The organism is Streptosporangium sp. LJ11, assembly GCF_051918945.1.
Taxonomy (GTDB): domain Bacteria; phylum Actinomycetota; class Actinomycetes; order Streptosporangiales; family Streptosporangiaceae; genus Streptosporangium.
Window position 1 is genome coordinate 77388 of sequence record NZ_JBPXMB010000010.1, and the last position, 24313, is coordinate 101700.

At 72.8% G+C, this 24313-nt stretch carries 12 protein-coding genes and 1 pseudogene; 3 read left to right on the top strand and 10 right to left on the bottom strand.

What is annotated here, in order from left to right:
- Window positions 1-17 precede the first annotated feature (17 nt).
- From ACTOQ3_RS16645 to ACTOQ3_RS16665, 5 genes are read right to left on the bottom strand one after another with little or no spacing between them, the layout of a single operon-like run.
- Complete coding sequence (locus ACTOQ3_RS16645; protein ID WP_440084284.1) at window positions 18-1802, bottom strand: hypothetical protein; 1785 nt, start codon at window positions 1800-1802, stop codon at window positions 18-20.
- Window positions 1799-6673 (bottom strand): hypothetical protein, encoded by a 4875-nt coding sequence (locus ACTOQ3_RS16650; RefSeq protein WP_440084285.1) that lies wholly within the window; start codon window positions 6671-6673, stop codon window positions 1799-1801. The genes ACTOQ3_RS16645 and ACTOQ3_RS16650 overlap by 4 nt, the downstream gene beginning before the upstream one ends.
- Window positions 6670-9666, bottom strand: coding sequence for a hypothetical protein (locus ACTOQ3_RS16655; RefSeq protein ID WP_440084286.1), 2997 nt, complete (start codon window positions 9664-9666; stop codon window positions 6670-6672). Before ACTOQ3_RS16655 ends, ACTOQ3_RS16650 begins: the two co-directional genes overlap by 4 nt.
- Window positions 9663-13103 carry a DUF6603 domain-containing protein gene (locus ACTOQ3_RS16660; RefSeq protein ID WP_440084287.1) on the bottom strand — a complete coding sequence of 1147 codons (3441 nt, stop codon included), beginning with the start codon at window positions 13101-13103 and terminating at the stop codon, window positions 9663-9665. Before ACTOQ3_RS16660 ends, ACTOQ3_RS16655 begins: the two co-directional genes overlap by 4 nt.
- On the bottom strand, window positions 13096-15621 hold the full coding sequence (locus ACTOQ3_RS16665) for a hypothetical protein (protein ID WP_440084288.1): 2526 nt from the start codon (window positions 15619-15621) through the stop codon (window positions 13096-13098). The genes ACTOQ3_RS16660 and ACTOQ3_RS16665 overlap by 8 nt, the downstream gene beginning before the upstream one ends.
- 430 nt (window positions 15622-16051) lie before the next feature.
- On the opposite strand from ACTOQ3_RS16665, the gene ACTOQ3_RS16670 reads away from it, so the two are divergent.
- Window positions 16052-19546 carry a BTAD domain-containing putative transcriptional regulator gene (locus ACTOQ3_RS16670; protein ID WP_440084289.1) on the top strand — a complete coding sequence of 1165 codons (3495 nt, stop codon included), beginning with the start codon at window positions 16052-16054 and terminating at the stop codon, window positions 19544-19546.
- 88 nt (window positions 19547-19634) lie between these two features.
- Here ACTOQ3_RS16670 and ACTOQ3_RS16675 read toward each other — a convergent pair.
- Window positions 19635-19856, bottom strand: a pseudogene (locus ACTOQ3_RS16675) (helix-turn-helix transcriptional regulator); the annotation flags it as partial.
- Between the two features lie 13 nt (window positions 19857-19869).
- Here ACTOQ3_RS16675 and ACTOQ3_RS16680 point away from each other — a divergent pair.
- Entirely contained in the window at window positions 19870-20538 is a 669-nt protein-coding gene (locus ACTOQ3_RS16680; RefSeq protein ID WP_440084290.1) for a zinc-binding dehydrogenase, read from the top strand.
- Here the strand turns inward: ACTOQ3_RS16680 and ACTOQ3_RS16685 are convergent.
- Together ACTOQ3_RS16685 and ACTOQ3_RS16690 are read right to left on the bottom strand one after the other, a co-directional pair.
- On the bottom strand, window positions 20474-20884 hold the full coding sequence (locus ACTOQ3_RS16685; RefSeq protein ID WP_440084291.1) for a type II toxin-antitoxin system VapC family toxin: 411 nt from the start codon (window positions 20882-20884) through the stop codon (window positions 20474-20476). The two genes, ACTOQ3_RS16680 and ACTOQ3_RS16685, sit on opposite strands and share 65 nt — an antisense overlap.
- A gap of 3 nt (window positions 20885-20887) precedes the next feature.
- The gene (locus ACTOQ3_RS16690; RefSeq protein WP_440084292.1) at window positions 20888-21139 is read right to left on the bottom strand and encodes an AbrB/MazE/SpoVT family DNA-binding domain-containing protein; all 252 of its coding nucleotides are present in this window, start codon (window positions 21137-21139) and stop codon (window positions 20888-20890) included.
- Window positions 21140-21449: 310 nt separating this feature from the next.
- Between ACTOQ3_RS16690 and ACTOQ3_RS16695 the strand changes: the two genes are divergently transcribed.
- Window positions 21450-22601, top strand: a complete 1152-nt coding sequence (locus tag ACTOQ3_RS16695; protein ID WP_440084293.1) for an HNH endonuclease — start codon at window positions 21450-21452, stop codon at window positions 22599-22601.
- 156 nt (window positions 22602-22757) lie between these two features.
- Here the strand turns inward: ACTOQ3_RS16695 and ACTOQ3_RS16700 are convergent, their stop codons facing one another.
- Together ACTOQ3_RS16700 and ACTOQ3_RS16705 are read right to left on the bottom strand one after the other, a co-directional pair.
- Entirely contained in the window at window positions 22758-23300 is a 543-nt protein-coding gene (locus ACTOQ3_RS16700; RefSeq protein ID WP_440084294.1) for a hypothetical protein, read from the bottom strand.
- A 345-nt stretch (window positions 23301-23645) separates the two neighbouring features.
- Window positions 23646-24143 carry an ATP-binding protein gene (locus ACTOQ3_RS16705; RefSeq protein ID WP_440084295.1) on the bottom strand — a complete coding sequence of 166 codons (498 nt, stop codon included), beginning with the start codon at window positions 24141-24143 and terminating at the stop codon, window positions 23646-23648.
- Between the last annotated feature and the right edge of the window lie 170 nt (window positions 24144-24313).

Consider the following 24313-nt stretch of genomic DNA (forward strand, 5'->3'; position numbering starts at 1 on the left):
ACCGGGCCGCCCGGAGGTCACGACCTCCGCGAGGGGTGGTCGGCGATCCGGTCGAAGACCAGCCCGCTGGAGGCCTCGCCGCGACCGGTCCGCTTGGTCGCGCCGAGCCAGACATGCACCCGGCCTCGCCGGTCGCGGGTGCGCCGGTAGGTTCGCGTCACCCGGATGCCCGCCCGGGGCACCTCCTCCTCGTGGACGTGCAGGCCGGGTGCCCCCAGCAACCAGGTGCGCGGCCGCACCGCGGCGGGCGGGGCCGGGTCGCCGTCGAAGGTGCGGGGCATGGCGGCCCGCCGCAGCTGGATCTCGCGGTTGTCGCCGGGGCGGTGCATCGGGATCATCGGGATCCAGTTCTCCGGCACCGAGGTCATCACCTCGTACCGGACGTGGGTGCCCTCGGCCGGAGGCGGTGGCGTGGGAGAGTGCCCGTGACGGCGCTCGAAGTCGCGCAGCAGGAAGTCACGCAGCTCGTGGCCGGCCTCCGCCCCCGGCATGCCGCCCCCGGCGGGGGAGGGGACGGTCCTCTCGACGGCCCACACGAGGTTGGCCATCTCGTCGCGGACGAACACGACCTCGTCCAGGGGCGCGCTCTCCTGGAGGTGGTCGGCCGTGTCGAGGACGGTGAGATCGTGGCCGGCGACACCTCCAGCGCCGCCGGCCACGCTGGTCCTGAACAGTTTCCAGTCCTCGGACACGGCCGGTTCGATCCAGGTGCGCTCTCCGAACACGTCGGTCACGACGAGGCCGCGCACGCTCGCCACGGTGCCGACCGGAACGGTGAACGGGACGACGAACCAGTCGTTCGCGTAGACCAGCCCGAACTCGATGAGCATCAGCGTGCCCAGGTCGGTGGTGTCGGGCCGGATGCCGCCGAAGTTCGTGTCGCCGTCCTCGAAGGCCCACCAGCGGGTGTTCGGCATGCCGTTGAACGACGCGGCGGTGGGCAGCGTGGTGAGCACGTGCCGGGTCGTCGCCGTCTCGTCGTCGCCCGGGTTCGGCGGGGTGGGGGCGGCGTCGAGGGTGTGCCAGTCGATCCGGCCGTGGAAGTACTCCTCGGCGACCAGGCCGGCCGGGGTGTCACGGGTTCCGGCGTCGGCGTGGAAGCCGTACTCCATCCGTTCCGGCCGCCAGGCGGAGACCTCCCCGGGCCGGCTGATCAGACGGTCGAACCAGGCCGCGAAGCGCACGCCGAGCGCGTCGACCTCGGGCTCGGCGCCGGCGACCCCGTCGATTCCGGTCGAGGCGGGGGTGCCGGACACGATCGACAGGTAGAGGGCGGCGCCGTCCATCAGCCGGTTCGCGGCGGCCCGGTGGGCGGACCAGACCGGGGGGTGGGCGCAGATCCCGGTGTCCCGCACGGGGTCGGGCCGGGGCACGGGGTAGGCGGCCCGGTAGGCACCGGCCGCGGCCGGGCGTACCGTGGCGAGCAGCTTCAACCAGTACCTGCCCATCAGTAGGCGCAGGTCGAGCGGGGTGTCGACGGGCAGGGGCAGCCGTTCCACCTGCGCCTGGGGCGGCAGGTCGGAGACCGTCCTGTCGGCGCCGGGGGCGCGGAACGCCCGTACCGGCGTGGTGTCGACGCGCACCTTCGCCTGGATGGGGGAGCCGGCGTCCTCGCCGCGCAGCTCGCCGACCTGCCACTGGCGGGTCAGCATCCAGAGCGCGTCGCGCACCTCCGCCCGCAGCGCGCGGTCGAAGGCGCGGGTGCGGGGCCGTCCCTCGAGCCGGTTCCAGAACGTCACGCCGGGCTTGCGGCGGGAGGCGATCACCGAGCCGAGTTGCGGGGTGATGTACTTCTCTGTCATGACGGGGCCCTTACGTCGGCGAGCACGTTGTTGAGTGCGAGGTCGGCGGCGATGGTGAGCTGCCTGACCTGACTGGCCATCAGGGTCGTCGGCAGGAAGGACGCGTAGGGGAGCTCACCGATGTGACGCGGTTCCAGCGCCCGCAGTTTGGCCAGGTCCACGGTGTCGCACACGGCGTCGACCAGGTCGTCCCACTGCCACGCGCCGCGGGTCAGGGCCGGCGTGACGAGCAGCATCGCCTGCGGCGCCTCGGTGCCGGGCCGGTCGCTGTGGAAGGCGATGCCGCTCTCCGCGGTGGCCGACGGGATCGTCTCGGTCCACTCGTCGAGCAGCAGGCCCCGCTGGGGCGCGCCCGGCACGACGCCGGACGGCAGGTGGGCGGTGTAGAGCAGCCGGTCGGAGTCGACCACCTGGTCCGGCCGGATGTCGAGGCCGAGCCAGCCTTCGCCGGTGACCGGCGGCAGCTGCAGCGCGTCGAGTTCCGGTTCGGGCCCGCCGAACGCGCCGGCCAGCAGTTGCAGCCGCTCCCAGTCGTGCAGCCGTTCCCGGACCCGCGCGGCCGAGTGCAGCCAGGTGTCCACCGGGAAGTCCACGTCGAGGTGGGCGAACGGTGTCCCGGAGCGGCTCGCCGCCAGCGCCGCCGAGACCTGGGCGGCGTGCCGGCTCTCCAGGGCGAACTCGGCGACGAGCCGGCACTCGTCGCCGAGCAGTGCCCTGGCCGCCTCCTGCAGCGCCGCCACCCGTTCGGCCGGTGAGTCGGTGCCGTCGTGCCGTTCGAACGCGGTTCCGGCCGCCGCCAGCCGCCGGTCGGTCTCGGCCAGCACGACGTCGAGCACCGACCGGGTGTCGGCGAGCAGCCGGGCCAGCCGGTCCTCGGCCGGTGCCAGATCGGGTACGGCCAGGTCGACCGGCGCGGCCGGGGGGAGGGCCATGATGTCGGCGCGCAGGCCCGACACCGTCGTCCGGGTGGTGGCCGCCACGGCCCGGTAGCGGTCCCCGGCCGCGCTCAGGTCGGCGACGGGGCCCGCCCGCAGGGCGGTCGCGTAGGCGGCCGGGGTGGCCGGCCGGGGCCGGATCGGCGTGGTGGAGACGGCCGCCTCGGCCCGGCCCAGGTGCAGGAACCGCTCCTCGTCCGACCCCTCCGCCGGCACCGCCAGGTAGCGGGCGAACTCCTCGGCGAACCGGTCCAGCCGGTCGCCGCAGCGCCCGGCGGTCTCGGCGCACGCCGCCAGCAGGTCCGCGTACGCCAGCCCGAGGGCCTCGTGGGCGAAGTCCCACCCGGCCTGGGGCAGCCCGAACAGGGCCGCGCGCGCGAGCGCGTCCACCGCGGACTCCACCTGGCCGTCCACGTCGGCGACCTGGCCGGGGGTGGCCAGGGCGTCCGCGACCGCGGCCAGTTCCGACCGCACCATCCGCAGCTCGGAGTCCACCGCGCCGACCCGCTTGCGGTCGACGAACGGCGCGGGCTCGTCGCCGGCGCGGGCGTCGACGGTGAGCCGCAGGTCGTTGCCGGTCAGCGGGCGTGACAGGGTCACCAGCCGGCGGGCCGCCCGCAGCAGGGGCAGGAGTTCGAACACGCTGACCCGGCCGGGGGCCGCCTCCTGGTGGTCGACGGTGACGGGCCGGTCGGGGCGAGGGTCGAAGGTCGCCCGGACGAACCGGCGCACCCGGGCGTCCAGCTCGGACAGGGCCTCGACGCGCCCGATCGCCACCAGGTCGGCGGGCTGCAGTCCGAGCGAGGCGAGGGTGACCTCGCGGGTCGTCTCGGTCCCGTCGCCGGCCGAGCGGAAGGTGACCGTGCAGCCGACCTCGTCGAGCGGGGGCAGCACCCCGGCGAGCCAGGCGTCGACCGAGGGCTCGATCCGGGCGCGCGGTGTCGAGCCGGTTCCCGGCGTCGTCGCGGGCGGCAGGTGCAGCGCCACCCGGTGGGTGAGGGTCACGCCGCTCGACGGCGTGCGCACGATGTCGGGCTCGGCGGGGCTCGTCCCCTTGGCGTAGGCGTCGTAGGTGCTCGCCACGCGGTCGTGGTTTCCCATCACGGCCTGGTAGACGCCCTCGGCCAGGGCCAGGTCGGCGACCGCGTCGTGGGTGTCGAGCAGTCGGTGCGCCTCGGCGTCGATCGCGGCCGCCTGGGCCGGGGTCGCCGCGGGCAGGTCCGCGACCCCGAACGGGTAGCCGCTCGCGGTGCGCAGCCGGTCCACCAGGGCCAGGCCGTCCAGCACGTTGCCGGCCTCGACCGCCTCGATCGGCACGTCACCGGCGGTACGGGTGGACGCCATCCGGTCGGCCCGCAGCGGGAACGCCTTGCGCAGCGGCGGGATGAAGGCGTCGACCTCGGCCGTGCCGTACCGGTCGTGCAGGCCCCGCTCGAACCGGTGACCGAGCAGGTCGCTCAGGCTCTGCCCGTCCCGGACCCCGTTGACCAGCGCCAGCGCGGCGCGTACCCGGGCGGAGGACAGGTCGACCGCGGGCCCCTCGCCCGGCGCCACGCCCGACAGGTAGCCGTTGCGCAGCACCGCGGCGGCGACCGCGTGGTTGAGCGAGGGGGTGTGCACGAAGCCCTGGTTGGCCGGGTCGAGTGTCAGCGGCCCGCCCCGGAAGTCGGCGGCGACGTCCTCGTCCTCCGGCTCGAAGCCGAGGCGCCCGGAGCGGCCGGGGCGCAGGTCCTCGACCAGGCCGTAGGCGCCCAGGTGCAGGCCGGTGGGCCGCTGCTCGCGCATCCGGGTGAGCTGGAGGTCGACCAGGCCGAGCAGCCACGCGTCGAGGCGGTAGGAGCAGATGTCGACGTGGTCGGCGAAGGCCCGTTCCAGCCGGGCGGTGGGCGCGTTCTCCAGCCGCGCCAGCGCGTCGAGCTGGGCGGCCAGCTCCGCGCTCTGCGGCGAGCCGATCGTCATCGCGATGTGGTCGCCGACCCGCCGGGTCGGGCTCCCGGTGATCGGCGGGGCGGTGGCGAACAGCGGCTGGTAGCGGCTCTCGCTCAGGGAGTTGCCCGAGGCGATGTGCAGGACGGGGTTGTCGGTCCTGGCGGCCCGTGCCTGCGCCGGCGTGTAGAGGCCGCCGGTCTCGTACAGCCGGACCGCGGCCTCGTGGTATCCCTGCTGCAGGGCGTGCCTGGCCAGGAGGTAGAGCAGTGACGCCGGCGGCCGGTCGCCGGCGAAGCCGTCCTGCTCGTAGAGCCGGTCCAGGCCGTTCCTCGCGGCCGACGCGAGCCAGGCGAGATAGTTGCGGCCGTCCGTGGTGGACGGCCGCAACGGCGCGGTCTCGGACGGTGGCAGCCCGTCCACCACCCCGCCGGTGAGCAGGTTCCGCCGGCCGGAGAACACCTGGTCGAGGATGGGCGGTACGGCGCCGTCGTACCCGTGGCGTCCCAGGAGATGGCGGGCGGCGACGCGTTGCGCGGCGGGCAGGACCTGCTGGATCGCCCCGGCGAGGTTCTGCAGGTTCAGCCGGTTGACCAGGGTGGTGAGGCTTTCCGCGTAGCGCTGCGACCACTCCACCGAGCCCGGGTGCAGCGCGAGCACGTCCAGGAGCGTCTGGTGCGGGTCGTCGGCCGGCCCGCCGAGGCGCGCGACCCGCTCGACCAGCGGCGTCCAGTCCCGGCGGACGGTGTCGAGCACCTGGTAGAGCGGCCCGGAGATCTTGTCCGCGCCGCTGTCGCGGTCCGGCCATTCCAGCCGGGAGAACGCGGTCGCGGGCAGGATGCCGTACGGCTGGGCGCCGAGGCGGATCGCCGGCACGGCGCCGCCGCCGAGCACGTGCCCGATGAGGAACTCGCCGACGCCGCCGGTGGCGCCGTCGTCGAACACCGGACCCATCATCGACCGCATCCAGTACCCGAAGGTGGCCGGCCACAGCAGCGTGTTCATGGCGCGGGCGGTGAGCCGGTCCGCCCCGGCGGCACCGCGGGTGTGGGCGAAGAAGTCGGCCGGCAGCCCGAGGTGTTCGGCCAGCCACTGCCCGTCCCGCTTCTCCTCGGGCCGGGGGGTGACCTCGTAGGCCGGCGCGCACAGGTCGTCGAAGGAGGCGTCGGGGTCGTCGCGGCGGCCGTGGCCCGAGACGGCGTCCTCGCCGTTGTTGGTGGGCGTGCCGTGGGCCACCAGGGCCACGCCGGTGCGGCTGTGGGCGTGCCGCTCCAGCAGGTCGCGCAGCAGGGCGGCGCCCTCCTCCGCGTCGGACCCGAGCCGCACGCCGAGCACCAGCAGCCGGTCGAACCCGCCCTCGGCCTGTTCCGGCGTGAGCGGGATCCGCAGGCCCATTCCCACCTCGACCGCCCGGTCGAAGTCCGACAGCCAGCGCAACCGGTCGGGCACGACCAGGTCGCCGTTCTCGTCGTGGTGCAGCTGGTCCTCGCCGGTGGCCGCGGGGTCCGGCCCGGCGAACAGCTCCTGGTCGACCTCGGCGCCGACCTCGACCAGCGGGTCCTCACCGGTGCGGAAGCCGACGACCACGAAACGCTGGGGCATCAGCAGCACCCGCGGCGCCTGGGACCAGGCGTTCTGCCTGGTGGTGACCTCGGGGAACTCCGGCGGCCCGGACAGGGCGGACGGGTCGAGGGGCCGGTGCGCGGCCCGCAGCCAGGTGGCCCGGCCCGAACCGTGCGCCGCGACCAGCCGCCGCCAGGCCGCCCGCCGCGGGGCCTCGTCCGGGCCGGCCTCGTGGACCTCGGTCCAGTAGCGCCGCACGTTGTCCACTTCCGACGGCGTCATCTCCGCGTCGAAGGTGGAGAGGTGGCAGTCGTCCGGGTACACGCGGACCAGGAGCGCGGGGTCCTCGGCGAACCTGGTCTCCAGGCGTACGGGCATCAGCAGGATCGGTGAGCCGTCGTCGAGGTCGCTGACACCCTCGCGAGGGTCGGTGGTGAACTGGCTCATGGGGATTCCTCGGAGGGTGTGTGGAGCATCTGTGCCGCGTGCACCCCGACCAGTACCGGGGCCTGGAAGAGGATGTAGGCGAGGTCGGCGGCGGTCATCGCCGGATCCCAGCCGACCTGGACGTCCTCGGCGTGCTGGACCGCCTCGGGGGGCCCGGCCGGCGCGGTGAGCGTCAGGGAGGCCGGGGCGGCGGCGAGGTCGAGGTGGCCGCCCGCGGGTCCGGGCCGGACCTCGGGCCAGGACAGGTCGTTCCACACCTCGCGGGGGGAACTCGGCTCGGTGTCCAGGCCGAACCGGGGCTCGCCCGGGCGTTCCTTGATGACGAAGTACCAGCCGGGATCGGCGTCGGGGGCGTCGCCGCCGATCGCCTCCTCCGCGGTGAGGTCGAACCCGAGGACGGTGATGTCCGGGTCGATCCTCGCGGCGTACCGTGGAGTGCGCACCGCGGCCGGATCGTCCGACAGCTGTCGCGGGCCGGTCTGGCCCGGCGCGGGCCACCGGGCCCGATGCGCGTAGACGACCGCGTTCGGGTAGCGCCTGAGCAGCTCGCCGCGGATCACCAGCACGAGCTCGTCCCGCCCGCCGCCGGTGTCGCGGTGGTCGTGGCCGCCCAGCGCGGAGGCGGGCGCCCACTCGTGCAGGGGCGGGATGTCCCGCAGCGACTCCCGCGCGTCGCCGGAGGCGGCGGCCATCGTGCCGCGCACGTCCCAGAACTGGCGGAACGGCGTGCCCCGCTGGTCGGTCGGGTACTCGCGCCAGAGCAGCTCGCGGGCGAACTCGTGGTTGGCCCCGGCCAGGTAGGACTCGACGAAGCGCTGGTCGGTCTCCAGCAGCGTCACCGTGTTGGGGGTGATCAGGCCGGCGTTCGGCAGGAACAGGTCGGCGCCCAGGTCCCGCAACGGCTCGTACATCGGCTGGTCGATCACCGGGTAGGCCATGGGCTCGACCAGCCCGGGGCCGATCTCGTCGCGGATCGCCTGGGGAATGTGGACGGTCGTCTCGATCCGGCGCGGGATGGTCACGTCGGGGCGCACCGCGTCCACCGCCGTCTGCGCCATGCCGTCGAGGTCGACCTCGTCCGGTTCCGGCGGGGTGCCCCTCTCCTCCGCCTCCTCGCGGAAGTCGAGGCTGTCCTCCAGCGCCTCCTTGAAGATGATCGCCTCCGGGCTGTCCTCGCCGCCCCGGCCGGGCGCGCCGGGCTCGGTGAGCGTGCCGACGGTGAAGCCGGAGGCGCCCGGCAGTCCCGCCAGCCACCCGGCGGTGAGGCCGGACTCCCCGACGGTGCCGGCCGCCCGGGGGTCGTCGACCAGCGTCGCGGCCACGTCGGCGGTGAGGACGCCGGGCGGCGGCGACTCCGGCGGCGCGGGGTCGACCTCGCCGGAGTTGACCCGGTCCAGCAGGCGCGCGGCCCGGTGATGGTCGTCGAACGGCAGCAGCCCGGCCACCCGGCCGCGCGGTCGCAGGACCCGCCGCAGCGGCGCCGAGAAGAGGGTCGGCGAGACGCGGGCGGTGGTCTGTGCCTGGCGCAGCGTCTCGCCCCCGGACAGGATCCGGCGGTGCAGCGGGGCGGTGAGGTGCAGCGCCCGCTGGGGCACCGGCACCGCGGAGGCCAGGTGCCGCTCGTGCCAGACCGTGCTCACCCGCAGGCCGAACTGGGCGTTGCGCACGCGCCGCCGGGCGGCCAGCACCTGGCCGATCTGGTCCCAGGCGGCCTGCGTGTAGCGCTCCTGGTTCTCCCGCACCACCCTGGCGCCGAGGCCGGCGGCGATCCGGAACCGGGGGTCGAGGTTCAGCCTCCGCACCCAGCCGTCGGCCGTCCCGTCGGTGCTCACCCGGGAGGTCAGCGCGTGCCACCGCCCGTACAGCGGGGGCGAGATCACCGGGTCCGCGCCGGCCTCGGTGCGGTAGTCGTCGGCCAGGTTGATCAGGCGGGCCAGGTCCTCCTGCAGCGGACTCGGGAACGGCTGGTCCCAGGACTCCCAGGGGTCGCCCGGCAGCGGGAGGTGGGGCGGCCGCAGCGCCCCGCCGAGGCGCAGCGTGCCGTCGAGCCCGGGCTTGTCGACGCCGCGCACGCCGGAACCGGGGTGCCGCACGTCGATGGCCCGGGTGCCGACCGCCGGGTCGACGGGGGCCGGGCGCAGCAGCCTGACCAGGGTCTCGAAGTCGCCCCTGGCGCCGGTCCTGAAGTACCAGCGGTGGTACACCGGGAACGACGAGGGCTGCGGTCGCGGGCCCTGGTCGGATGTCGACGCGGGCCACGCGGACATGGTGGCCGGGATGTCGCCGGGGTCGAGCCCCAGCCCGGCCCGGCGGCCGCCCTCGAACGTGGGCACCAGGAACGCGTGGTAGCCGGTGTCCGGCGCGAGCACGCGCGGGCACAGCAACCGGGAGCGGGCCAGGTCGGGATCGCCGGCCAGGGTGGCGGCGAGCCGGGCGGCCACCGCCGGGCCGTCGCCGGAGACGATCTCGCCGTCGTCGGCGCCGAGACCGCGGTCGACGTGCACGTGCGCCCAGGCCCACAACTGGTCGGCCCTGGGAAGCACGGCCAGGTCCAGGACGTCCACCCGGGGCAGCGGGGCGGCGCCGCCCGCCGGGCCGTCGCGGAACTCGTCCTCGGTCAGCACCAGCAGGGTGAGCCACGGCCGCAGCCGGCCGGCCGCCGGGGCCGCCGGGGTGTGGCGCCAGGGGAGGTCCTCGTCGTGGAAGTCCACGTGGGCGAGGAGGTTGGGCTCGGCGTTCGTGATCCAGGGGCGCGGCTCGGCCCGTACGATCGCGTTCGGGTCGATGCCCACGATGTCGGCCGGGCCGTACAGCGAGACCTGCCTGGTGACGGTCCGGTTCTGCACGGCCCCGCCGGGTGCGCGGCCGCTCGCGGTGAGCGAGACGGTCACCCGGGGGCGGAGCCGCACCGCCGGGTCGCCGTCGGCGGCGGTCACCTGGTTGGCCAGGCCCCGCCGCAGCCACGGCAGGAACGTGTAGGCGGGCGCGGTCATGGAACCACCTCGAAGCTCGGAATGACGTGAACGGCGTCGGCCGCGGCCGGGTCGCCGGCGACCATCCCGGCCCTGAACTCGTGCGCGGCCGCGGCACTGGCGAAGGCCGGGGCGTGGGCGCGGTTGTCGGCCGTGTACGCCACGGTGTAGCTCTCGGCCGACACCGTGACCGCCTCCCCGGGCGGGCGCAGCAGGTCGCGGCCGGACCGCGACAGCGGGGAGCGCGCCACCGCGTTGTCACGCAGCAGGAAGGAGAACAGCTCCCCCTGGTAGGGGGTGAGGCGGCGTCGCCGCCTGGCGAAGGACCGGTCGTGCAGGATCTCCTCGTAGCGGACCACCCGCCTGGCCATCCCGCCGGTACGCAGGTCGGCGCCGGCCACGGCCAGGTCCACGCCGGAGCGCTGGGTCTCGAACGAGGGCCTGCTCAGCCTGTCCGCGTCGGACAGCTCCACGAACTGGGCCGGCGCGAACTCCTCGTGCGCGTCGGCCACCTTCACCAGGGGGCCGGTCGGGGTGAGCGTCAGGTGGTTCGCCCCGGTGGGCCGCTGGGTGCCCACCCTGTCGAGGGTGAGTCCCAGCGGCAGGGCCTTCTGCGAGACGCGCAGCACCCCGTTCGGGTGCAGCGTGATCCCGGCGGGTTCCCGTACGGTCACCGCCGTTCGCCCGCCCCCGGGGGTCACGGCGCTCCAGGCCTCGGGCCGCTCCAGCTCGGAGACCAGCGCGTCCAGCACGTCGATCAGCAGCTCCGGCTGGAACAGCGGGTCGCCGAAGGTGTGCTCGAACTCCACGTCCAGGTCCCAGAACAGCAGGGAGATCGCGCCGTGGCCCTTGAGGTGCCAGGGCGAGGGGCCGTCCAGGCTGCCCCGGATCTTCACCGAGAACAGGCCGGCGCCGAACGCCTTCACCGACATGGCGGCGGCGATCTCCACCTCCACGTGGAGCGGCAGGAGCCGCAGCAGCGCGTCGAAGGCGACGAAGCCGGTGACGCTGAACGCGGACACCCCGAAGTAGAGGTCCACCCGGGCGCCGAACTGGACCGTGTTGGAGGTGACCGCGAGGTATCCCTGCGCGGTCAGGCGGGCCACCGAGGTGTTGAGCAGGCTCATCGTCACCCGGCGCGGCGTCGGGAACGGCAGCGCGGGCGCCTCGAAGTTCGGATGGAACCCGCCGAGCGAGGCGACGAAGCCGGCGTCCTCGCCCCACGCGACGAGCAGCCCGAACTCCCCGTCGAGGGGGACGAAGGCGATCCTGGACTCGAACAGGGCGGCATGGAAGAACATCCGCCGTTTGCCGAACTCGATCGCGCCGGCGAACTGCGCCTGCAGGACCACGACCGGGGCGTCCTCGTGCGGCAGGGCCACTCGCAGCGCCCCCACCACCGCGACGTCGCCGGGGATCTCCACGATCACGCCCACGGTGAGGTGCATCAGCCGGGGCGTGCCCCAGGCCAGCTTCGCCATCGGGCCGACCAGGAACGTTCCAGGGCGGGCCGGGAAGTAGGCGCGCAGGTCGCTGATGATCTTCGGTGCGTTCGCCACCACGTCGCGGGGGAACATCAGCGACCCCAGCGAGCCCGAACGCACCCCCTCCATCAGGGCGGCCACGTTCATGCCCCGGTCGAGCCCGAGCAGCCCGCCCACCTCCAGCAGGGTGAACCCGAACCCGACCGGCAGCCCCTCGCCGAAGTCGGCGGTGAACAGCATCAGCAGGGAGAACGGCCGGGTGGTGAGGACGCCGAGGGCCTTCAGCGACAGGGCGTCGCCGAGGGCGAGGTCGAGCACGCCGGAGTACTCGCCGCGGTCGGTGTCGAACCGCAGGTAGCCGCCGCCGGAGGCGATGCCCGCGTCGACGGCCAGGCCCACGCCGGAGGGCGGCAGCGTGCCCGTCGAGAGGTCGATCGGGCCGAGGTTCCCGTCGAGGTCCGGCCGCGGCTCCAGGTTCACCGCGAGCCCTGCCCGGTCGACCAGCGCCCGCACCGGGCCCAGGGAGACGGCGAAGGTGGCGCCGAGGCAGACGGGCAGGCTGCCGCCGGACGGCATCGCGGAGATCGTCAGCGACCGCACCTCGACCGGGCCGATCCTGCGGTGCGCCGGGACCTGGATCTCCAGGTTGGAGGTGCCGCGGAACGCGAACCCGTCCCGGTGTGAGACCCCGATCGTCAGGTCGGTCTCGAAGGCGAACCCGTCCGAGGGCATGACGGCCGCGAGGAAACCGTCGGAGCCGTCCGGGACGAACACGAACTCCAGGCCCTTGAGTTCGAGCTCGACGTACGGATCCACGCCGCCCTCGGCGTCGACGCGCACGCCGCCCGCGCCGCCCAGGCCGCGCAGCCGCAACCGGGTGCGGTCCTCGGCGCCCAGCAGGACCCGCGGCGTGCCGGTGGCGCCGGTGGCGCCGTCCAGCCTGACCTGGATCGAGCCGGTCGCGTGGGTGGGGGCCTCCTCCGACAGGAAACCGACGATCAGGTCCACGGGCTCGCCGGACCGTACCAGCAGGCCGACGCCGCCCTGAAGGTCGAGGTCGGCGCGCACCGTCGCGGTCAGGTCACCGCCGACCGGCAGGGCGGTGTCGAGCTCGCCGTCGAGGGCGGGCACGAGCGCGAGGCCGGGCCTGCCGGTCGAGGTGGCGGGCAGCGGCAGCAGCCGGACGCCGGCGGTTGTGACCGTCCCGTCCACGACCTGCTCCAGCAGGACGGCCTTGAGCCCGCGCGGTACGGCCCGCTCGATGGGCTGATCCTCCCCGGCGGGCAGTCCCAGCAGGCCGGTCGCCGTGGCGTCCTCCACCGGGCCGAACCTGACGTCGACACCCACCGACATGAGGAGGTCGTCCACGGCCGACAGGAAGGCGCTGTGGTCGAAGGTGTCCTCGCCCCAGCCGAACGCGTCGCGCAGCACCACCTCGGGGTCGCCGAGAGCCTGCGGGAGCCTCGCCAGGTCGAGTGTCGTCCCGCGGTGGGCGGGGCGGTCACCCTGCGCGGGCTCGCGGGTGGTGCGCAGGACGCCCAGGGCCCGCAGGGCGAAACCGACGCGTGGCCGGTGCCTGATCAGATAGGCGCCCACCAGGTGGTCGACGAGCTGGCGGGGGAACGTCTGGCCGAACCCGTCCTTCCGGAGGGAGGACGGGATGAGGTCGTCGGTGGCGAGGTCGCGGACGGCGCCGATGATCCGCCCGACGGCGGCCAGGGCGCGCGCCAGGTCGTCGGGCCGCGCGGCCGGGTTCACGGGCTCGGCCGGGCCGAACATCCTGCGCAGCGCCTCGTCCAGCACGTCGAGGTCGGTGCGCAGGTCGAGTAGGGGCTGCGGGACGTCGTCGACGACCCAGCCCAGCTCCCGCAGCAGGCCGCGCGCGGCTCTGGGCGACGACAGCGCCCGCGTGAGCGGTCGCAACGCGAGGGCCAGCTCGCACAGTACGCGGTCGAACGTGCTCGGCTCAGGCATGGGGCGTCCCCAACGAGTAGGTGAGGTCCAGAGTGCGGTGCAGGGAGGGATTCAGCCGGTTCACGATCAGCCACTGGCACACGAAGCAGAACTTGCCGTCGTCGCCGGACTGGTGCTGGTTGCGCATCTTGCAGGAGCCGGCCGGGCGGTAGATGCCCTGGGCGTATTTCAGCCCGCCCTCGTACACGCCGATCGTCTGGCTGGACGGGTTGGCCGGCGTGAAGGTGACCCTGCGACCGGGCGGGTTGCCCGGCGTGGAGGCGGAGATCTCTCTCGGCAGGTCGGGCCCGCTGTGGGGCCCGGGGCCGTTGGGGTCGTTCGCCACGTCGACGTTGAGCGGGCGCCCGGGCCGGCCCTCGGGATTCCGGAGGAAATCGAGCACGCGTCGTTCGGTGACGAACAGGGGCTCGTTTCTCGTGTTGCGTAACTGGCTGAGGAGGATGGAGTCCTTCCCGAAGGGGGTCGGGGGCCCGGTCAGGTCGATGGTCGCGGCCACCGGGTCGGGGCTGCTCCCCATGTGGAACTCCATCAGATTCCCGAACTCACCCGGGATCAACGGAATCTGGCCCATGCCGAGACTCAGGGCCCTCTGGAGAAGGACCGCGGGGTTCTCCAGGCGCACCCGCTCCCAGTGCGGGATGTCCTCCGGCGGCACGGTGACCCTGATGCCGTCGGGCAGCGGCTGCACGTCCCGTACCCGGGACGCGAACCTGATGCGTATCAGGCCCAGCCATTTCACCCTTTCGGGAAGGAAACGCCCGGGATTGGCGGGGTCAGCGATGGCTGTCCACGATGTGAGGTTGTCGAACCCGTCCCCCCCGACCGCGGGTGCCCGGCCGGCGTTCTCCTCGTACTCGTCGCCCAGCCTGAAACTGTGACCGAGCTCGTGGATCGCGAGGTCGCTCACGCTGGTCTTGTCGTAGGTGAGCGCCGACGCCCCCGTGCGCCGTCTCGTGTGAACGGAGGGGCTTCCGGAGGCGAACCCCGTCCGGTCCCGCGAGTTCAGGGTGAGGCAGGCGAGCCCGTGCTCGATGTTCTGCCCGCCGTGCATGAAGTCCTTGGCGATCACGATGATCAGCCCCCGGCTCAGTTTCAGGTTGACCCCGTCGGGGATCCACTCGGGCCCCACATGCCTGTGGGGTGGCAGCGACTCCGCGAGCCCGCGGACGAAGGTGCTCACCGAGGTGAGCGGGTTCTCCATGTTCTCGCCGTAGAGCTCCGGCGGATGCCGCCGGGGATCGAGCTGCATGTTGTGGGGCCCGCCGGTCTGATAGAAGGTGTAGAGCTTCCGGACGAACGCCGGCAGCAGTGCCTGGTCACCGTCCGCGCCGGGGTTGGGCACCGGGTGGTTGTCGGATTCGCGATCGGCCAGCCGCCGGCCGAGGTGGAGGCCGAAGAACGTGTCGTGGGCCTGGAGCGCGGCGGTGGACCCCTGAGCCCGCCATCTCTCCACCACGGGGGGATGCACCCTGGCGAGGTCGAGGCCGTCGAGGTGCTGGGTGCCCCAGTCGGTTCTCAGAGCTTCGACCGAGCGGTTCTCTCCCCGTTTCGGCAGACCCACCAGGAGTGTCAACTGTGGCACCGTGTAGGCGTCCGCCGGTAAGCCCTTCATCTCGATCTGCAGCGGTACCGGCATGCCCTTGAGGTCGGAGTGGTCGACGACCCGGAAGCCGGGGGTGAGCAGGCCCTGGGTGGATCCGACGGGAGCCTTGTAGACGTTCATGCTCCTCATCAGCATGGGGAACGGCTCGTGGCGGGGCTTGATGAACATGTCCATGTAGACGTCCTCGACGATCTCGTCGAAGGCGATCTGGTCGGACGCGGTGAAGCCCTCGCCGAGGAACACCAGGTTGGGCGTGAGGAGGTGATCCCCGATCGGGTCGTGGACGACGGGTTCGAGGATGTCCCTGCGCCTGCGGTAGTCCACCACCCGTACCGGGAGCTGCCGCACCACGTTGAGGTAACTGCCGATCAGGTTGACCGGTTGGTCGCCGGTCTCCGCGATACCGCGCAGGCGCTGCAGCGGGTTCAGCTCGACCTTGCCCTCGTCGGACGACTCCAGCGCCACGTAGCCGTGCCCGGTGATGTCCCCGACCAGGTCGGTGCCGGTGTCGTCCGGGGTGAACCTGGCATAGATCGTCGGCTGCGCGTGGGCGACCGTGTCCACCGCCGTCGTGATCGAGTCGTTGCCGAACCACCAGTCGGTGATCGCCTGGTGCACCTGCAGCCGGCCGACGATCGAGCGGGTGTCGGCCGTGCACTGGAAGAGGTAGATCCCCGGTGTGGTGGCGACGACCCTGCCGTCCGGCTGGACGACGGGCAGGTTCTGATATCGCTGCCCCTCCGGTGCGTGGGGCGCGTAGAAGTCGAACCTCACGTCGGCGCCGGCGATCGGGACGAGGTCGTACGGCGACTGGAAGCCGGACATCGTGCGGCGGAAGACCTGGACGCCGAGCTCCGGGTCGTCGAGAGAGAGGTGCAGGTCGCAGTGCGGAAACAGGACAATGCCGGGAATCAACGCGTCCCCCGTGGAAGTCGGTCAGGCGCCGTCGTCCGGCAGAGCGTTCCGGACCGTGCCGCCCCGGGCCGGGGCCGACCTCGCGTCCGTTCGGAAGGCGTCCTGAATCGGTGGTGATGGTCACGCGAGCCAGACTCCGAAGTCCCCGATTCGAACCTCTGAGCACCGCGCGGAAGTGGTCAGGCAGCGCGTGCGCGCCCTCGCTGACGGCGATGAACCCCGTGAGCGCGCCGGCACCCTGACCCCGTGTCGATCCGTGACGGCCGGGCCGGCTGCCCTGCCGTACGCGGGAACACTGCCACCGGGCGCTGAAACGCGGCTGACGCGGCGCTGGAACGCGCCAGGCCCATCCGGTGTTCAACCCCCTCTCGGGCGGTTAGCCTGAATCCGTCTCGGCTCAGGCGGCGTACGGTCCGGGGGTGATGTGGCGATGACCGTCCCCGACGATCATGATCACGACGGTGGTCCGCGGCCCGTCCTGGTGCGGCTCCTCGGCCCGGTGGACGTCGTCGCGGGAGACGCCGTCCTGCCGGTCTCCGGGCTGCGCCGCAAGGCGGTGGCGGCCGTCCTGGCGCTGCGGGCCGGCGACGTGGTCGACGCCGGCCGGTTGATCGACGCGGTGTGGGACGGCAGGCCGCCCGCGACGGCGACGAACACCCTGCAGAGCCACATGTCCTACCTGCGCAGGCTGCTGGGGGTGCCCGGGGCGATCGTGGCCCGCCCGCCGGGGTACGTGCTCACCCCCGGCGCGGTGGACACGGACGTCCGGAGGGCCGAGGCCCTCGTCGAGCGGGGAAAGAGGGCGGCCGATCCCGCCGCGCGGGCGGCCACGCTCACGGCCGCCCTGGAACTGTGGCGCGGGCGCCCCCTGGAGGACGTGGCGGGACTGTCCTGGTTCAAGGAGCAGGCGGCCAGGCTGGAGCGGCTGCGCCACGGCGCGCGGCGGGGGCTGGCCGAGGCCAGGCTGGCGCTCGGCGAACACGCGGAGCTGGTGCCGGAGCTGGAGGGCCTGGTCGAGCCGCACCCCTACGACGAGGACCTGCACGGGTTGCTGATGGTCGCCCTGTACCGCAGCGGGCGGCAGACCGACGCGCTGGCGGTCTACCGCCGGTTACGCGACCGGCTGCTCGACGAGCTGGGCATCGACCCCACGCTCCCGCTCCGCGAACTGGAGACGGCGATCCTCCGGCAGGACCCCAGCCTCGACCTGCTCGCCCCGGGCCCGGCGGTCGCGTCCGGGGCACGAAGAGTGGAAGGGGTCGCGTCCGGGGCTCAGGGAGCTGAAGCGGCCGGGTCCGAGCCCTGGAGAGTCGAAGCGGTCGCGTTCAGGTCCCAGGGGGCCGGAAGCGTTCCCCCGGTGCCCGCCCTGGTGGAGCGGGCGGCGGAGACGCACCTCATCGACCGGATCCTGAACACCGCGATGATCGGGAGGCAGGGCGGCCTCCTGCTCTTGGCGGGACCGGCCGGGATCGGGAAGACGAGCCTGCTGGAGCACGCTCGGGCGCGGGCGGAGAAGCTGGGCTTCACGGTCGCCGGCGCCCGCGGCACCGACCTTGAGGTCGGATACGCCTGGGGCTGCGTCCGGCAGCTGTTCGAGCCGTTCGCCAGGGACCCCGCGGTGCCGACCCCGGCCGTCCTGCGACCGGCCGGCGCCGATCCGGCCACCCCGCAGGGCGAGTACTCGATCATCAACTCCCTCTTCTGGCTCGCCCACGACCTGGCGTCGCGCAACCCGCTCCTGATCGTGGTGGACGACCTGCACTGGAGCGACGCCGCCTCGGCCCAGTTCCTCGCCTACCTGGCCGCGCGGCTGGACGGGCTGCCCGCGGCGGTCGTAACCGGGCTGCGACCGGGCTCGGAACGCGTCGACCACATCGTCTCGGTCATCGCCGGCCTGCCCCTGGCCGTCACGGCCACGCTGACCCCGCTCACCCCCGGCGGCTGCGCCGAGCTGCTGGCCGGCCTCACCGCCGCCCCGCCCGACGAGGAACTCGTCCGGCGGTGCTACGACTCGACACGCGGGAACCCGTTTCTGGTACGCGAGCTCGGCCGCCAGCTGACCGCGCCGGGGGGCCGCGCACCCGCCCTGCTCCAGGGCTCGCCGAACATCGAGCGCTTCGTCGCCGGGCAGCTCCGCCACCTGCCCGCGCACGCCACGAGCGTGGCGCACGCCCTGGCCGTCCTCGGCGACGGCGCCGGTGCCCGCGCGCTAGGCGAGGTGGCCGGGCTCTCGTCGCGGGAGGCGCTCGACGCGGTGTCCTCGCTGGTCGTCAACGACCTGGTCACCTCGCACGGGGTGCCCGCGCGGTTCTCGTTCGGCCATCCGCTGATCCAGGCCGCCGTCTACTCAGGGATCAGGGCGAGCAGGCTGGCCGACCTCCACCTGCGTGCCGCCGGTGCCGCGATGGCCGGGCACGACCCGATCAGGGCGGCGACCCACCTGCTCCGGGTCCCTCCGGGCATGGGCGACCACGATGTCCCTCCCGGCATGGGCGATTACGATCCGACGGCGATCCTCGGCGAGGCCGTCGATCTCAGCCTGGCCCGCGGCTCGGTCGACGGCGCGGTCGCGTTCCTGCGCAGGCAGCTCGACGAGGCCCGCGCCGACCAGCGGCTAGGCGTGCTGACCCGGCTCGGCATGACCGAGGCGCTCGTGAACATGCCGCAGGCCGTCGAACGCCTCTCCGAGGTGCTCATCCTGGAACCCGACCCCGAGCGGCGCGCCGAGATCGCCTTCATCCTCGGCTGCACCACCTGGACGATCGGCCGGCCCAGGCAGGCGGCGCTGGCCTGCCAGTCCGTCCTCGGCGGGGAGAGCGACATCTCCGTCACCGCGCGCAGGGCGCTGCAGGCCTGCATCGGCATGGTGTCCTACGGAACGCCGTACGGCACCGACCTCGTCGCGTCGCTCGACGAGTTCGGCGCGCAGGAGCCCGACGCCTCCTTCGGCGGCCTCATGCTCGAATGCAGCCTCGCGCTCCACGACGCGATGCGGAACAGGCGCGAATCGGCCGAGCGGCGCGCCCTGCGGGCCGTCACCGGCGACCGCCTGATGGGGCAGCCGCTGGCGTTCCCCCTGCTGACGTGCGCGTGGTACGCGCTGAGCCCCTGCGACAACCCGCGACTCCTGACGTCCGTCGAGGCGATGCTGGAGTACAGCCGCGAGGCCGGCTCGCTGCGCGGGACCGCCCCCGCGTTCACCTACAGGTCAATGGTCATGCACGCCAAGGGCAACCTCGACGAGGCCGTCCACGACGGGCGGCTGGCCGTGGAGGCGGCCAGGAACGGCGGCCTCGGCCTCGGGCTGGTGTTCGTCGGGAACCCGTTCATCTCGGCCCTGCTGGCACGCGGCGACCTCGAAGAGGCGCGATCCGTCCTCAAGGAGATCAAGGCCGCCCACGGCCCCGAGCTCAACCACCACATCTACGCCAACGGCGAGATCGACCTACTCCTCACTCAGGGCGACATCCGGCGCGCGACGGAGATGACGCGGGCGACCAGGGACCACTGTCGCACCATGGGCATCACCAACCCGGAAATCCTCGACTGGCGCACGCCGCTCGTACGCTGCCTGCTCCTGCGGGGACAGCGGGAGGAGGCGCACGCCGTCGCTCAGGACCTGCTCGCCGCCGCGGCCGGGTGGGGGACGCCCAGGGCGGTCGGCAGGGCCCTTAGGTCGGCCGCCGCCACCGTGACCGGGCCGGGAAGGCTCGACATGCTGGCGGAGTCGGTCCGGCTGCTCGAAGCGACCGACGCCCGCCTCGAACACGCCACCTCTCTGTACCGGCTCGGCGAGGCCCTGCGACGCTCCGGCCGCCTCCAGGACGCGGGCTCCCGGCTGAAGGCGGCCCTGGAACTCGCCGACCTGTGCGGCGCCCGGCCCCTCCGCCAGGCCGTGCTGGCCGCCCAGGCGGAGACCCGTTAGTCCCGGCCTTGTGCGCCTGCCCCGGCGGCCGGGCCGGTCGTGGCAGGCCCGTCCGGTCCTTCCGGATGGCGCGTGCCGCGGACCGCCGTCACCCGGTGCGGCGGTATCTGCCCGGGGCGATGCCGTACCGGCGTTTGAACGCGCCGGCGAAGGCGAACTCCGAGGTGTAGCCGACCCTGGCCGCGACGGCGTGCAGCGGCGCGTCGGACTCCTGGAGGAGCCGGGCGGCGGCGGTCATCCGCCACCAGGTCAGGTAGGTCAGCGGCGGCTGGCCGAGCAGGGCGGTGAAGCGGCGGGCGAACGGCGTCCTCGGGGACGCTGGCGTGGAACCGCGGGGCGTCCGGCCCGGTCAGCTCGTCCGGGTCGCAGGCGGCGGCGTCGGCGGGTTCGCCGTCCAGCTCGCCAAGTACGCCGGTGCGCACGTCATCGCCACAGCCGGTCCGCGCAGTACCGAGGCGGTCCGCCGGTTCGGCGCCGACCAGATCGTCGACTACACGGCCACGCCCGTCGCCGGCGCGCTGGGCGAACCGGTCGACGTGGTCCTCAACCTCGTCGCGGTGGACGCGGGGCAGGCCGCGGCATTGATACCGCTGGTCCGGCCGTCCGGCGTCCTCGTGTCCATCACCGTCCCGGTCGAGGTGCCGGCCGACTCCCCGGTGACCGCGACGCACTTCGTGGTCCGCAACGACACGAGCCACCTCGCCGCCCTGGTCAAGCTCGTCGACGCCGGAGCCGTCCACGTCGACGTCTCCGCGTCCCGCCCGCTCGCCGACCTGGCCTCGGTACACCGCGACGCCGAGTCCGGCCGGCACGCTCGGCGGCCGAAACAATCGGGGGCACCTTCACCTCGCGTGACGTCGAAGAGCCTGTATCACCGGAGCGGTCTGGACCAGGTCAGCGACCGGGGATGGCGGATGTTCCACCGAATCAGCCCGGCCGTAGCAGTTCGACGAGTTCCGGGGCGATGCCCGGGAATTTCCGGTCTGTGGTGAGCAGCGCGTCGGCCTTCGCCCCACGGGCGGTCGCGATGATGAGGGCGTCCGGTACCCGAATCGTCAAATCCGCGGCCCTGAGCAGGGCGGCGCTCTCGGCCGTCGCCTCGTCCACCCCGACGATCCGATCGATGACGGTGGCACGGAACGCCTCGAGCATCCTCTCGGCCGCGACACCCTTGCGGACCGCACCCACCCGCAGCTCGCCCCAGGTGATCACAGAGATGGCGAACGAGGCCATCTTGTCCTCCCAGCGGCGAACGGCGTCGCGGGCCTGGCCGTGCAGTGCGTCGTCGGGATCGAGCAGGCCGACGATGACATTGGTGTCGAGCATCACGGTCGGCACCCGTCATCCCCAGCTCTCGCGGCTCGCCTCGACGTCCACGGCTTCGGTGAAGCCTGGGATGGTGCCGACCACCCCGTCGAGACGGCTGCGGTGCCGCCGGATGATGATCTGACCGTCATCTTCGGTGATGTCGACCGAGTCTCCCGCGTGAAGACCGAGCTTGCGCAACACCGCCGCAGGCAGGGTCACCTGGTTCTTGCTGGAGATGCGCGCCGGCCCCGTACGCCTGGCACGCGTCCTCTTGTCATGCTCCATAACCTTTACCTTAACCGTCATGGGTAAAGGTTAAACTGTGTCACTCAAAGCGCGTGAGTGATTCCATAAAGTCACCGACCCTTCGCCGGCGTTTGCCGACTCGTCAAACGCGCTCCACGCGAGCTACCGGATTCAACTCTGCCGGTGGGGACGATCCCGGGTCCTTGGCGAACGTGGCTGTTGGCGAAGCGCACCTCTCAAGGAACGGCTGGTATCCGCCGAAGGATTCAGGCAGTGTCCCTGCCGATTTGAAGTCCGATTTCACCTGAAATCAGCGGCAGTTTCGGCGATACCTGCATAGGCTCGTGGGGTGGCGCTTTCCGATCTTCGACGTGAGATGGTGCTCGCCGCCATCGACGAGTTCGACAAGCTGGGCCGCGACGCTTTTCTCGAGAAGTACGGCTACCGGCCCGCCCTCGGCTACTTCCTCCTTCACGGCGGCAGGCGGTACGACTCCAAGGCGATCGCCGGAGTCGCTCACCGCGGAGTCGGGGGCAGGCCCCTGCGCCCTGACGAGTTCTCCGGCGGGAACGCCACCGTCGCCCGGGTGCTCGGCGGCCTGGGCTTCGAGGTGACGAAACCGGGGCAGGCTGCCAAGGTGTCCTCCGTCGAAGACCTCCTGCGGAAGGTCGAGTCGCTCAAGCCCGCCGTGTCTCCCGCGACCGGTGCGCAGAAAAGGCATCAGCCGTTGACCCTGCTCTGGGTGATCGGCCGCGCGGCCCAGGGCAAGCCACGCCTGCGGCGGTGGGAGAGCACCTACCGCGAACTCGGGCGGCTCATCGAGGAGTTCGGTCTTGAGGAGGACCGGCCCAACCCGGAGTTCCCCGTGCTGTGGCTTCACCATCACGGCCTCTGGGATCTGCCCGGCCACACCGACGTACCGGCCGCCAGTGGTCGGCACGCGCAGAAGTGGATGAAAGAGCACCAGCCGGACAGCGGCCTGCGGCCGTGGGCGCATGAGATCATCACCGACCGGGAGGACATCCGGGCCCGGATCGTCGTGAGGCTGCTCAGCGCGTACTTCCACGGCGTCGACCACCACAGGCTTCTCACCAGGGTCGGACTGGACGCGGCGTCCTCTCCACCCAGCCGTCGCGAGGCCGTCGTGGAGCGCGTCATCCGCGACTCCCCGCTCGCCGAGCAGATCAAGCGCGCTCACGGCTTCCACTGCCAGATCTGCGGCGACCGTCTCGCTCTCCACCGGGGCTTCTACGCCGAGGGAGCCCACATCCGCCCGCTCGGAAAGCCGCACAACGGCCCCGACGAGCCCGGCAACCTGCTCTGCCTCTGCCCCAACCACCACGTCCTGTTCGACCGAGGGATGATCACCATCCAGGCCGACCTCACGACGACGGACACGGCATCCGGTGTCTCGCTCGGCCATCTCCGAGTCATCCAGGGCCACGGGATCAGCCGGGATCACCTCGACTACCACCGGCAGGTCATCGCAAAGCAGAGCTGAGCCCGGGTTCTTCCTTCCCGCGCCGAGCCGGAGGCGATGGGCACCCACGACTCACCGGTTCGCGCCGCTCTGGTTGGAACACCCTGAGGAAGTCGGCGGGGGCTCTGTCCTGTGCGAACGACTGAGGGGGGTCGGCTCTTCCCGGCTCGGCCGCCGCTAGTCGCACGAGTCGCAGGCGCCGGTCGACGGAAGCTGCACGAAACAGCGGGGACAGAGCCGGGGAGGACTCTCGGTGCGTACGCGTCGACGCTCGACGGCGGCCTGATACAGCGGGGCGAGAGCGGGAACGCCGCCATCGGCGGGCAGGGCCGCACCGAAGCGCCGGTAGCACTCCAGCCGGGCACGAGCGGCGTGCTGCTCGCGATCCGAAACGCTGTCCGCCGCCGGCTCTCCGGCAACCTCGAGAACCTCCTTGTAGCCCTCGCCCACCATGCCGTCGTCGGTGTGCACCACCAGGGCGGTGAGTTGCGGGTCGCCGCGGCGATGAGCTTCCCGGACCACCTTGCTCAGAACGGTTCCGATCCAGTTGTGGAGCAGGGTCCTGGTGCGGATGCCCGTGCTCTCCTGGATCTTCTCGGCGAGCTCCTTGTAGGTGATGACCGCGTGATACGTGCGCGCCACACCGACGAGCAGGGGATAGGCCTCACGGGTCCAGATCTCCCGGGCCTCCGCCGCCGTCACGGGAGTGCCGTCAGACACGCGCCAGTAGCCATGTTGCGACATGCGTGGTTCTCCGAAGTTCACCGTACGTCCAGTCGTCCGGCGTCATCCTTCCGCACGCCGCGCGCGTACGTCATGAACTTGCCCGAGCTGTCATTGACACCGGCCGCGTGGCGCGGGCCATCAAAGCTTTCTACGTGCAGGTCGGGCGTTGCCGCTTCATGAGGGGTGGGAGGCCGGCGTCCCGGACGGGAGTGGGCATGGAGTCCGTGGACGCCGGCCTTTTGTACGGTCCACGCCCGGTACGGGGGAGCCGTTGGCGTGGACCGGCTCCGAGGTCAGGGAGATCGGGGGACGATCCCGTCTGCTCGGAGGTCGGGGCGTTCAGGGGTGCCGGTGCCGCTGGGTGGGGAGGTCGAACCAGACGACGGTGCCGAGCCGGCCGGTGCCGCACAGGCGGGTCCACTGGGTGCCGCAGCGTCCGTGGGTGAGTTCGGCGACGATGCGCAGGCCCCGGCCGCCGAGTTCGAGATCGTCGATCCGCTCGGGGACGGGCAGGGGGCGGTGCAGGAGGTGGTCGATGAGAGTGGTTCCGGCTCCGGCGTCGACGACCTCAGTGCGGACGGGCAGGCCGTGGTCGTGCAGGAGGCGTAGTTCGTAGGGGCCCGGGGCGTAGCGGGTGGCGTTGGTGACCAGCTCGGAGACCACGATTTCCAGCTCGTCGAGCACGTCGGGATCCAGGGGCAGTTTGGCCAGCCGGTCGCGGAACAGTTCCCGGGCGCGCCGGGCCGCGTTGCCAGGAGGCAGGCACCAGGCGGTCATCCGGAAGCGTTTGCGTGGTCTGTCGTACTCGCCGGTATCCGGAACGTGCTCGATGAGCATCGTTGCTCCTAACGGATGGGACTGGGGGCAGCCCTGCGAGCAGGTCGGCAGATGCTCTGCGGGCTCGCTTGGGTTTCACCCCGGTGAGGAAGCCTGAGGTCAACGGTGCTTTCGGGATCGGCGGCGCACAGGGGACGTCTCCGCGAAGACATACAGACAAAGCCGACGAT